Genomic DNA, 11,889 nt, shown 5'->3' with positions numbered 1-11,889 from the left:
GAAATATAAAAATATTAAAATAAAGTTAAATAGCCTCAGCTTAATGGAGTATTAAGCCGAGGCTATTTAACTTTATTTGATTTTAATAACTTGCGGGTGTCATCGACCAAATAGAAATTGCAGTTTCATTGCCGATATTAACAAATCTATGTGGTGTTGTACTATCATAGTAAATGCTATCACCTTCAGATATAACAAATTCCTTAGAGCCCCATTTTACTTTCATGATACCTTTAATCATGTAGCCACATTCCTCGCCTTCGTGAGAAATTTGTTCATAAGAACTGCACATACCTGGCTCGATATTTACCATTAATACTTCTAGTTTTTGTCTTGTATTTGGACTTAAAAGCTCATAAGTAATATTTGAATTGGGCAAAATTATTTTTTTCCTCTCATCTCTTTTAATAATAAAATTATCATTATTATATTCATCGAAAAAGTAATTTATATGTACATTTAATGCCTTTGCTACCTCCCAAAGTGATCCTACAGAAGGTACTGTTAGATCTCTTTCCATCTGACTAATTAACCCAGTGCTTAATTTTGACATTTCAGCAAGCTGTGCAATACTGATTTTTTTTTCTTTACGCAATTTCCTAATTTTTTCACCTAACTTCATGAAATAATTCACCACACTAACATTTTAACTTATATTTCGCAGATTAATTTATACTTTTTATATATATTTTCATGATTGAGTTCATATACTTTATACATCACCGTCTATAAAAATATCTTCACTTAATCCTAAATACTGCATTATTTTTAACCAAATTATACTGTAAGTATATTCCTTATCGTCTTCTAATTGATTTTTAACAGGTCTTCCGACTTTTCTTTTTTCTTTGTCTTCAATAGTAAATTTCCCTGTTTAACCTTAAGTAAATTACACCATAATTTTATTAATTGTGCAAGTATAATTTTGGATTTTTTAGATAAAATTTATAGTATAATTATTAACAGCATATAAAATAAGGGAAGTTGATGATTATGACTATGACTAAGAACTATTTTACTAATGCAGTTGATCTTGCCAAAAATATATGTATGAAAAAATTAGACGAGGGAGATATTGCAGTGGATGCCACCATGGGAAAGGGCATTGATACTGTGCTTTTGGCGAAACTTGTAGGTACTTCGGGGAAAGTGTATGCCTTTGATATACAGAGAGAGGCAGTTGACATTACGAGAAAGAATATAGATGAGAGAAATTTGTCGAAGCAGGTGAAGCTTATAGATGACGGACATGAAAACATGGACAGATATATACATGAAAAAGTAAAACTCATTATCTTTAACTTGGGATATCTTCCCGGCGGGAATCACGATATTACCACCAGGGCGGAAACTACACTGGCTGCTGTTGAAAAATCGCTTGAATTGCTTCAGCAAAATGGAGTTGTAATTTTAGTAGTGTACTATGGGCACGAGCAGGGTAAGATTGAAAAGGGTGCACTGGAAAGTTATGTGAAAACCCTGGATCAAAAAAAATATAATGTAGTCAAAATATCCTTTGAAAATCAGATCAATTGTCCGCCGATACTTGTGGCGATTGAAAAGAGATAAGTATTGAAAACATAAACATCAGATTGCATAACATTCTTAAAAATTTGTGTCATTGAAGTATTTGACAAAATAATTTCCAAAATTTAAAATAGTAATAGGGAATATTGGATAACCCTATAGCCCTTATTTTAGGGGGTATAGGGTTTAAATTTATTTTATTAATGAAGTTGATATTTAAAATTGTGTTTTTAGAGGGAGATAAATATGAAGAAAGCATTGATAGTTGATGATGAGGTTAATATTACAGAACTTATAAAAGTCAATTTGGAAGACAGATTTCAAGTTAAATGTTGTTATAATGGTTTGGATGCAGTTAAAATTGCAGAGGAAGAACTTCCAAATATAATAATTCTGGATATAATGCTTCCAGGAATTGATGGATTTGAAGTATGTAGACGCATAAGAAAGAATCCGGTTACCAGTAAGATCCCCATAATAATGTTAACTGTAAGAAAAGAAGAAAACGATAAGATTGTAGGATTGAAACTTGGTGGTGACGACTATATAACAAAACCTTTCAGTGTAAATGAGCTTCTGGCCAGGATAGATGCTGTACTCAGAAGAGTACCGGAAAATGATATAAAAAATAGAAATATAATAAAAATTGGGAACATTATTATAGACAATGACAAATATGAAGTGACCAAAAACGGCAGAAAAATAGAATTTACCCTGAGAGAATTTAAACTGCTGCAGATGCTTGCCAAAAACAGGGGAAATATTGTTTCGAGAGATATGATAATAAAAGAAGTATGGGGATGCTCAAAATTGAATGATTCAAGAACTTTGGACGTCCATATTAGAAAATTGAGGAAAAAGCTGGAAGATAATGACAAATTTCCTGAATATATAGAGACCGTTAGAGGACTGGGTTATATGATCAAGTAGGTGAATTTATGAAAAGAAAATTATTTGGTACATATATAATTCTGCTTTTGGTTGGCTCAATAATAACTGGAGCTCTGGCATTGAGTTCTCTAAGAACTTATTATATGAAAAACATGAGAGAAAGACTTATTGTGAATGAAAAGTTAATTACAAGTGCTCTGATGAGTTATGCTGACACTGCGGAAAGCATAGATTATTACTTAATAGCAAAAAAATTTTCTTCTCAGATAGGAAACGAAGTTACGTTTTTAGATGGAAAAGGCAATATAATTGCAGATTCGGCAGGTGTCAATCTGGTTGGGAAAAATCAAATGGATAAACTTGAAATACAAAATTGTTTTAATGATGATATTGCAGTGAATGAAAGAATTGATGAAAACACAAAACAAAAAAGTTTTTTTCTGGCAGTGAGGCCCTTGAAAATACAGGGTAAAAATATAATTATAAGGCTTTCTGTACCTCTAAAGGAATTTGATAATCTAAACAGAGCCTTTTTAAGCTGTATTTTGATATCAATACTTATGGGCACTATAATTGCGATTGTAATTGGATTTTTTTTCTTGAACAATTTGATGGAGCCTATAAATATACTGAATATGGCTACCAAAAAGATATCCAGGGGAAACTTTAAATTCAGAGTCAAGATAAATACTAATGATGAGCTTCAGGAACTTGCGGAAAGTTTTAATAATATGTCCTTGAGTGTAAATAGTGCAATAGTTGAATTGAATAACAAGAATATAGAATTGAATTCTATATTAAACAGTATAGTTCACGGTATAATGGTAATGAATGAAAAATTGAATGTAATGCTTTTAAATCCAACTGTAGAGAGTATGTTTAATATAAAGGAATCAAACGTGGGAAAAATAAATTTAAAAGATATTATAAACTCAAAAGAACTTTTGAAAATGATAAAATGTACTTTTGATACAGGGAAATATAATCAGAGAGAAATTTCACTGATTAAGGGAAAAATCTTTAAAGTAACTACTAATTTGATAAAGTATGATTTGAATTGTAATAGAAATGGTAAAAATATAATTATAGTATTTGAAGATGTTACAGAGATAAAAAGACTTGAGGAGCTTAGAAGCGAGTTTTTTGTAAATGCTTCCCATGAGCTTAAAACTCCCCTTACTACCATAATGGGCTTTACTCAGACACTGTCTAAAAATGTTAATTCGAATGATAGATGTAATAATAAAAATCAAGTCCGTTTTTTAGATATAATAAATGGTGAACTGCACAGATTAAAGAGGTTGATAGATGATATACTTCTTTTATCAAAGCTTGAAAGCAAAAAATATTATACCAGTATGGATAAGGTAAATATCTACAGGGAATTGGATGAAATAGTGTATATGTTTAAAAATAGATCAATGAATAAAAACATCAGTATAGATATTTTAACCGTTAAAAATTTTTCAATTAATTTATGCAGCAGGGATTGGTTCAGACAGATGATAATAAATATTTTGGATAATGCTCTTAAATATACGCAATGTGGAGGGAACATAAAGATAATGGCAGAGCCTAGGGAGAAATTTGCATATATAAGCATAAAGGATAATGGAGTGGGAATTCCAGAAAAAGATATACCGAGAATATTTGAGAGGTTTTACAGAGTTGAGAAGTCAAGAAGCCGGTCTGAAGGCGGCACAGGACTTGGACTTGCTATAGTGAAGCATATAGTCGATGAATTTAATGGGAAAATATATTTAAAGAGTCAGTTGAACAAAGGCAGTGAATTCATAATTAAATTGCCTTTGAATGCATAAATATATTGACTATAAGGAAAAACTATCCTATAATGTTAATTGTGTTAATAATGTTAATAATGTTAATATTGTTAAGACTTATTGTATACAATAATATATTATTCAATTGGAGAAAAATTATGATAAGCATGCTTAAGAAATTAAATCGTAAATCTTCTTTTAAAACACAGGAAAGTACATTCTGTAAATATGAAAAACTTAGAAAACAACTTATGATAAGCATATTTATAGGTTATGCAGGATATTACTTTGTGAGGAAAAATTTCCCTCTGGCAGCACCTTATTTATTACAGGAAGGGTTTGATACGGCACAAGTGGGGATTTTAATGTCTGTTCTCTCTGCAAGTTACGGCATAAGTAAATTTTTAATGGGGATTGTATCGGACAAAAGCAGCCCCAGAGTTTTTTTATCTGTGGGTATAATACTATCTGCAGTGGTCAATATGTTACTTCCCCTTGCTGATAGTTTCAAATTTATGCTGTTTCTTATATTTTTAAATGGATATTTCCAGGGCATGGGATGGCCGGCCTGCGGAAAAACTCTTTCCCACTGGTTTTCAGATGGGGAGAGGGGTACAAAAATGTGTACGTGGAATATCTCACATAATCTGGCTAATGGAATTATTGCTCCTTTGACCGTAGTTGGAATAGCTATATTTGGCAGCTGGAAGGGTATATTCTATTTTCCAGCAATAACTGCTATATTGATAGGAATATTTTGTTTTATATTTATGAGGGAGGATCCTGTTTCATGTGGATTGCCTCCTATAGAAGAATATAAAAACGACTATTACTGCTGTGCCAAAGTTGATAATAGGGAAAGGGAGCTTTCAGTAAAGGAAATACTTTTTAAATATATTCTCAATAATAAATATCTATGGTGTCTTGCTTTTGCAAATATATTTGTATATATAGTGAGATACAGTATACTTGATTGGTGTGCTGTATACCTTACTACAGTAAAGGGGCTGTCACAGAATCTTACAAATTGGTTTTATTTTTTCTATGAATATGCAGGAATACCTGGAGTCATTTTTGCAGGAAAATTAAGTGATATAACATTTAAAGGAAGACGGGGACCTGTTTCCACAATGTCGATGCTTCTTGTAATGCTGGCTGTAATGGTTTACTGGATGAATCCTGCTGGAAACTATGTAGTTGATATAATGGCACTTTTTATTACGGGACTTTTGATTTATATTCCAGTGACTCTCATAGGAGTTGCGGCTATAGACTTGGTACCCAAAAAGGCAGCAGGGGCTGCAGGAGGATTTACAGGATTATTTGGATATTTATTTGGAACTACCTTTGGAGGAATTGTGATTGGCAAAAGCATACAGTATTATGGATGGACAGCATTTTTTATGATAATTATAAGCTCTTGTGTACTTGGAACACTTTTTTTGTCTCTTACATGGAATATTCATAATAGAGACAGATATATGGAGAATAGGTATTTAGAGGAAATTTGATATTTGATATATGTAAGGAGGAATGTTTAAAATGTTTGATGTACTTAAACCGGCACCCCATATACAAAGGCTCCCGGAAGATCAGATAGATAGACAGTATAAAAGGTACAGGATCCAGGTTTTTATAAGTATATATGTAGGGTATATGATCTATTATTTTGTGAGAAGTAATTTTGCATTGGCAAAGACTTATTTGATACAAGAGGGATTTACAAAGACTGAGTTGGGATTTGTGGCTTCAGCTCTTGGGCTTGCCTATGGAATAAGCAAATTTGTAATGGGAAATGTTTCAGACAGAGCAAATCCCAGATATTTTCTAGCTTTAGGACTTATAACCTCAGGAGTTGTAAATCTCTTTTTCCCTATTACGTCCAGTATAACCTTGATGTTTATATTGATGTTATTAAATGGATGGTTTCAGGGAATGGGATGGCCTCCCTGCGGAAGGACTATGACCCATTGGTTCTCAGATAGAGAACGTGGAGTGAAAATGTCCATTTGGAACACTGCACACAATGTAGGAGGAGGTACTATAGCAGTTATAGCTATGGTAGGAGTTTCTATTTTTGGAAATTGGAAGGGCGTCTTTTACCTGCCTGCAATTATTGCGATAGTTGGGGGAATATTATTTATTGTATTTGCCAGGGACATGCCTCAGTCCGTTGGCCTTCCACCTATAGAAGAGTATAAAAATGATTACCCTGATGTAAATGTAGATGACAGGGAGAGACAGATGACAGGTAAGGAGATACTGTTTAAATATGTTCTGAATAATAAATTTCTCTGGTACATTGCCATAGCAAATATATTTGTATACCTTGTAAGGTATGGAGTTATAAATTGGGTTCCCACTTATTTGAAGGAAGTGAGAAATTTTGATACTAGAAGCTCTTCCATTGCCTTTGCGCTTTTTGAATATGCGGCCATACCTGGAACAATAATAGTGGGCTGGATAAGTGATAAAGTATTTCATGGGAGACGTGCACCTATAGGAATAATATGCATGATAGGTGTAACTATAGCAGTATTTGTATATTGGAAGAGTAGTAACCCAATAGCAATTAACTGTGCTTTGGCATCTATTGGAGCGCTTATATATGGTCCTGTTATGCTTATAGGAGTAAGTGCACTGGATTTGGTACCTAAAAACGCATCGGGAACTGCGGCTGGATTTACAGGTTTATTTGGATATATGGGAGGCGAGGTCCTGGCTGAGGTAGCTATGGGAAGTATAGTGGATAAATTCAGCTGGAATGGAGGATTTATTCTTCTTATGGTATCCTGCATTTTGTCTATAATATTCTTGAGCTTTACCTGGAATGTGCATGACAGGTCAACAGATGATAAACAAACGGCAGCTTCCTAGGTGACATTATTACAAATTAATAACACAAAAATAAAAATTAGTATTGACAAAATACTTTGATAATTGTAATATATAATTGTAATAATTAAATATTGATTCTTATCAAGAGAGGTGGAGGGACTGGCCCTATGATACCCGGCAACCTGAATTTATATTATTCAATGGTGCCAATTCCAGCAGGTTAACCTGAGAGATGAGAAATGAAAGGATATAACTTCCTGTGGTTTCTCCATAGGAAGTTTTTTGACTCTATGAGTAAATTTAATATTTTAGTTGACTAACTAGAAAACTAGAGGTTAAGTTGAACTTATCCGTAAGGATTGAATTCTGCGAATAAGTAAGATTTAATCTTTTTTTAATAGCATAAAGATAAAATCAATATTATAAATATTGCGGCAAATACTAGTGGGAAAGGGGTATGAAAATGAGTGCAATATTAAATGATGCGATGAAATATATAGATCAGTCCCAGAAGGCATATTTTATCACATTGGATAAAACTGATAAAAAATATATTATAAATATAGCTGAATTTATAAATGATTGTACAGATATATATTTTATTGTAGATAAGGATATCGGGAATGTTGAAAATGATTCTATAGTCAATGTTTACTTTCAAAGTAAAATTGAGAAGTATAAGATGTTTAAGAGAATATGTGTTTCTGGAAAATTGACTAAAATAATATATTCTACTGAAATTTATAGAGTATTCAAGGCCTTAGGCGGTAAAAATAAGGGGAAATATATTCGAAATGGAAACTTAAAGAACTATACTGTGTATAAATTGAAAGTAAAATATATGAATTTGTGTAATTATGTCAAATCATCGGAAAAACTGAGAAAAATAATCTAGAACTAAAAATTTCTTATATCTTGTGTTTTAAAAAAAGCAGTGATAAGAGTCAAATTTTGTATGCAATTGTTGAAGTGAAAAAATACTATCCGTTTATAGATGGGTAGTATTTTTTTATTAGTAGTAACGGACGGGTTGCAGCCTTTTAGCTTGTAAATAACCATTATAAATATTATAATAAAATAGATAGAATAAGGGATAGTTTGGAAATGCTATCTCTAATTTTTTGAAGTTTAATCTATGATGAAAGGAAATAAGTATGAGCAAAATATTGGTATTGGCTGAAAAGCCTTCTGTAGGAAGGGATTTGGCCAGGGTACTTAGGTGTAATAGAAAAAACTCGGGCTATCTGGAGGGAGACAGATATGTAGTGACCTGGGCACTCGGGCATTTGGTAACATTGGCGGATCCGGAAGTCTACAGTGAAAAATATAAGAATTGGAACATGGAAGACCTGCCGATGCTTCCAGAAAAATTAAAGCTGGTAGTTATAAAGCAAAGCGGAAAACAGTTTAATATAGTTAAGGCTCAGATGAATAGAAAGGATATAGGGGAAATAGTAATTGCCACGGATTCTGGAAGGGAAGGAGAACTGGTAGCCAGGTGGATAATAGAAAAGGCCAGAATAAAAAAACCTCTTAAAAGGTTATGGATATCCTCACAGACGGATAAATCCATAATAAATGGATTTAAAAATTTAAAACCTTCTTCTAAATATGATAATCTGTATAGAGCTGCACAGTGCAGGGCAGAAGCGGACTGGGTGGTAGGACTTAACATAACCCGGGCCCTCACTTGCAAATATAATGCACAGCTTACTGCAGGGAGAGTACAGTCTGCAACTCTGGCCATGATAGTTAACAGAGAAAAAGAAATAAATGATTTTAAACCTAAGGATTATTATGAAATCACTGCTAAATCCGATAAGTTTAAATTGAAATGGGTTGATAGAAAAAGCGGCAGGGCAAATATCTTTAATAAAGACAAGGCAGATGGCATTGTAAAGAAAATCAATGGTAAGATTTGTACTGTAGTTGATGTAGTGGAAAATGACAAAAGAAAATTTTCACCGGCCCTGTATGATCTAACTGAACTTCAGAGAGATGCCAACAGGATATTCAACTATTCAGCTAAAGAGACACTTTCAATAATGCAGAGACTTTATGAAAACTATAAGATATTGACTTATCCAAGAACTGATTCCAGGTATATTTCTACAGATGTGTTTGAAACTATACCTGAAAGATTGAAAGCTATTTCATTGGGAAGTTATAAAAAATTTGCAGATCGGATAATGAGTAAAAAAATAAATGCCCATAAAGGGTTTGTGGATAATGGCAAAATTGGAGATCACCATGCCATAATTCCCACGGAAGAAAGAGTGCAGCTGTCTAGATTGAGTACTGAAGAAATGAATATATACGATCTGGTTGTAAAAAGATTTTTAGCAGTTATGCTTCCTCCTTATGAGTATGTTCAAACTTCTGTAAAAGCAGATATTGCTGGAGAATTGTTTACAGCCGTGGGGAATGTAGTAAAATCCAAAGGGTGGAAAATGGTATATGAGAGGGGAACCGGAATGGAGGCAGAAGGTGAAAAAGACAGCCAGCTGCTTCCAAAAGTAAAAAAGGGTGATATCGTAAATATAAGGGCTGTGGAATTGAACAAACTTCAAACCAAACCGCCTGCCAGGTTTAATGAGGCCACTCTTTTATCGGCCATGGAAAATCCCCAAAAATATGTGAAATTGGACAGTGAAAGTGCCAAAACTCTTGGAGAAACTGGAGGTATAGGAACTGTGGCCACTAGGGCAGACATAATAGAGAAACTATTTAATATGTTTTATGTGGAAAAAAGAGGTAGGGAAATTGTTCCGACATCCAAGGGAAAACAGCTTGTGGATTTAGTTCCAGAAGGACTTAAATCACCTCTTATGACAGCTAAATGGGAAAAAGAACTTGAAGATATAAGTACAGGTAATGAAAAACCAGATATATTTTCAAAGAAGATGAGAAAGTATGCAGTGAGATTGGTGGAAGATGTAAAGAAAAGTAAAGATAAATTTGTGTATGACAATGTTACAGGCAAGAAATGCCCTCACTGCGGCAAATACATGCTTCAGGTAAAGGGAAAGAGTGGAATGATGTATATCTGTCAGGATAGAGAGTGCGGCTATAGGGAAAATATAAGCAGATTTACCAATGTAAGATGCCCTGAATGTCATAAAAAACTTGAACTCAGAGGAGAAGGCCAGGGGAAAATATATGTATGTCCTAATTGTAGTTTTAGAGAAAAAGCTGACTTATTTAATAAAAGATTTAAAGAATCTGAGAATAAATTAAATAGAAAAGATGTTTCAAAATATATGAAGAAAATAAAAAAAGAAAACGAGAAACCTATAAACTCATCATTAGCGGAGGCGCTTTCTAAATTAAAATTAAAATAAGCTGCTGCTTTTAAGTTTATATCTATAATTATTTAGAAGTAAGTGTTAAAATGTTAATGGATGTATTTAGAAAAATTTGACGAGGAGGATGTTGTATGGAGAATTTTATTTTTAAGAATGCTACAGAAATTATTTTCGGCAGAAATACTGAAAGATTTGTTGGAAGCAAAGTAAAAGAGTATTCTAAATCTAAAAAAATTCTTTTTTGCTATGGCGGAGGGAGTATAAAAAGATCTGGACTCTATGACAGAGTAGTAAAATCCTTGAAGAAAAATGGAATTGAATTTATAGAACTTCCGGGGATAAAACCTAATCCAAGATTGGGGCCCGTTAAAGAGGGTATAAAAATCTGCAGGGAAAATGATATAAAATTTATATTGTCAGTAGGTGGAGGAAGTGCCGCAGACACTGCCAAGGCAATTGGAGTAGGAGTACCATATGATGGAGATGTATGGGATTTCTACTGCGGGAAAGCCCAGGTAAAGGAATCACTGCCTGTAGGTGTTGTAATAACACTGCCTGCTACAGGAACTGAAGCCAGCAATAGTTCTGTAATAATGAATGAAGATGGATGGTATAAAAAAGGATTGAATACGGTGCTTATAAGGCCTGTATTTTCAATCATGAATCCAGAGCTTACGTTTACACTTCCAGCATATCAGACTGCCTGTGGTGCTGCTGACATTATGGCACATATAATGGAAAGATACTTTACAAATGTGAAACATGTGGATCTTACCGATAGACTTTGTGAAGCTGCTCTCAGAACTGTTATAAATAATGCACCTATAGTTTTGAAGGAACCAGAAAATTATGATGCCAGGGCAGAGATAATGTGGAGCGGTACTATAGCTCACAATGATATATTGAGTACAGGAAGAATTGGAGATTGGGCATCTCATAAAATTGAACATGAACTGAGTGGGGAAACTGATATCGCCCATGGGGCAGGACTTGCAATTGTTTTTCCTGGATGGATGAAATATGTCTATAAACATGATATGAACAGGTTTGTACAATTTGCAGTGAGAGTCTGGGATGTGGATCTTTCCTATAATTCTCCTGAAGATATCGCACTGGAAGGTATAAGAAGACTTACTGCATTCTTTAAATCCATGGGTCTTCCTACGAGTTTGAAAGAGGGAAATATACCTGAGGATAAAATAGAAGAAATGGCAAGTAAATGTACGGATAATGGTGCAAATACAGTAGGCCAATTTGTAAAAATAGGGAAAGAGGATATAATAAAAATACTTAATCTGTGTAAGTAGCATGATGGTATCATGAAAATTGATCCATTAAGATGCAGCGGCAAAATTAGGTTATATTTTATGAGAACACAGTTTAGAGATATATCAAAAATATTTTTGGTATATCTCTTTTTAAGTTATGTTATAAAAATACAGTTGAAGGTAATTTATGTGTTTGTTTAAAATATATTCAAATTATTTGATATTTTTTTATTATGAAATTGCATTTATAAGATAAGAATGTAATAAATATTTCAATAT

At 33.2% G+C, this 11,889-nt stretch carries 9 protein-coding genes and 1 riboswitch; of the genes, 8 read left to right on the top strand and 1 reads right to left on the bottom strand.

Annotation, left to right across the window (positions count from 1 at the left end; genetic code table 11):
• Positions 1 to 82: 82 nt before the first annotated feature.
• A complete protein-coding gene (locus J5G60_RS12170) occupies positions 83 to 622 on the bottom strand; it encodes a helix-turn-helix domain-containing protein (protein ID WP_150358477.1) in 540 nt (179 codons plus the stop codon).
• Between the two features lie 377 nt (positions 623 to 999).
• Between J5G60_RS12170 and J5G60_RS12165 the strand changes: the two genes are divergently transcribed.
• The 8 genes from J5G60_RS12165 to J5G60_RS12130 all read left to right on the top strand — a co-directional run bounded on the left by J5G60_RS12165 (position 1,000) and on the right by J5G60_RS12130 (position 11,649).
• Positions 1,000 to 1,569 (top strand): tRNA (mnm(5)s(2)U34)-methyltransferase, encoded by a 570-nt coding sequence (locus J5G60_RS12165; RefSeq protein ID WP_150358485.1) that lies wholly within the window; start codon positions 1,000 to 1,002, stop codon positions 1,567 to 1,569.
• Positions 1,570 to 1,773: 204 nt separating this feature from the next.
• The gene (locus J5G60_RS12160; protein WP_150358478.1) at positions 1,774 to 2,457 is read left to right on the top strand and encodes a response regulator transcription factor; all 684 of its coding nucleotides are present in this window, start codon (positions 1,774 to 1,776) and stop codon (positions 2,455 to 2,457) included.
• Positions 2,458 to 2,465: 8 nt separating this feature from the next.
• Positions 2,466 to 4,238: an ATP-binding protein gene (locus tag J5G60_RS12155; protein WP_150358479.1), complete on the top strand. Its 1,773-nt coding sequence runs from the start codon at positions 2,466 to 2,468 to the stop codon at positions 4,236 to 4,238.
• Positions 4,239 to 4,366: 128 nt separating this feature from the next.
• Positions 4,367 to 5,710 (top strand): phosphoglycerate transporter protein PgtP, encoded by a 1,344-nt coding sequence (pgtP, locus tag J5G60_RS12150; protein ID WP_442870523.1) that lies wholly within the window; start codon positions 4,367 to 4,369, stop codon positions 5,708 to 5,710.
• A 31-nt stretch (positions 5,711 to 5,741) separates the two neighbouring features.
• Positions 5,742 to 7,076 carry a glycerol-3-phosphate transporter gene (gene glpT / locus J5G60_RS12145; protein WP_150358481.1) on the top strand — a complete coding sequence of 445 codons (1,335 nt, stop codon included), beginning with the start codon at positions 5,742 to 5,744 and terminating at the stop codon, positions 7,074 to 7,076.
• Between the two features lie 96 nt (positions 7,077 to 7,172).
• A riboswitch (SAM riboswitch) is annotated at positions 7,173 to 7,276 on the top strand.
• A 224-nt stretch (positions 7,277 to 7,500) separates the two neighbouring features.
• Entirely contained in the window at positions 7,501 to 7,932 is a 432-nt protein-coding gene (locus tag J5G60_RS12140; RefSeq protein WP_150358482.1) for a hypothetical protein, read from the top strand.
• 259 nt (positions 7,933 to 8,191) lie between these two features.
• Positions 8,192 to 10,378, top strand: a complete 2,187-nt coding sequence (locus tag J5G60_RS12135; RefSeq protein ID WP_150358483.1) for a DNA topoisomerase III — start codon at positions 8,192 to 8,194, stop codon at positions 10,376 to 10,378.
• Between the two features lie 95 nt (positions 10,379 to 10,473).
• The gene (locus J5G60_RS12130; RefSeq protein WP_150358484.1) at positions 10,474 to 11,649 is read left to right on the top strand and encodes an iron-containing alcohol dehydrogenase; all 1,176 of its coding nucleotides are present in this window, start codon (positions 10,474 to 10,476) and stop codon (positions 11,647 to 11,649) included.
• Positions 11,650 to 11,889 lie beyond the last annotated feature (240 nt).

The organism is Clostridium sp. HV4-5-A1G, from assembly GCF_900184915.1.
GTDB classification, from domain to species: domain Bacteria; phylum Bacillota; class Clostridia; order Clostridiales; family Clostridiaceae; genus Clostridium_B; species Clostridium_B aromativorans.
The sequence above is the reverse complement of the archived record's forward strand: the minus strand, read 5'-3'. Positions and strand labels throughout refer to the sequence as shown.

Bases quoted from the DNA above. Each gene is read 5' to 3' on its own strand.
- J5G60_RS12160 (WP_150358478.1), top strand. From the start codon at position 1,774: ATGAAGAAAGCATTGATAGTTGATGATGAGGTTAATATTACAGAACTT.
- pgtP (WP_442870523.1), top strand. From the start codon at position 4,367: ATGCTTAAGAAATTAAATCGTAAATCTTCTTTTAAAACACAGGAAAGT.
- J5G60_RS12170 (WP_150358477.1), bottom strand. From the start codon at position 622: ATGAAGTTAGGTGAAAAAATTAGGAAATTGCGTAAAGAAAAAAAAATC.
- J5G60_RS12155 (WP_150358479.1), top strand. From the start codon at position 2,466: ATGAAAAGAAAATTATTTGGTACATATATAATTCTGCTTTTGGTTGGC.
- glpT (WP_150358481.1), top strand. From the start codon at position 5,742: ATGTTTGATGTACTTAAACCGGCACCCCATATACAAAGGCTCCCGGAA.
- J5G60_RS12140 (WP_150358482.1), top strand. From the start codon at position 7,501: ATGAGTGCAATATTAAATGATGCGATGAAATATATAGATCAGTCCCAG.
- J5G60_RS12135 (WP_150358483.1), top strand. From the start codon at position 8,192: ATGAGCAAAATATTGGTATTGGCTGAAAAGCCTTCTGTAGGAAGGGAT.
- J5G60_RS12130 (WP_150358484.1), top strand. From the start codon at position 10,474: ATGGAGAATTTTATTTTTAAGAATGCTACAGAAATTATTTTCGGCAGA.
- J5G60_RS12165 (WP_150358485.1), top strand. From the start codon at position 1,000: ATGACTAAGAACTATTTTACTAATGCAGTTGATCTTGCCAAAAATATA.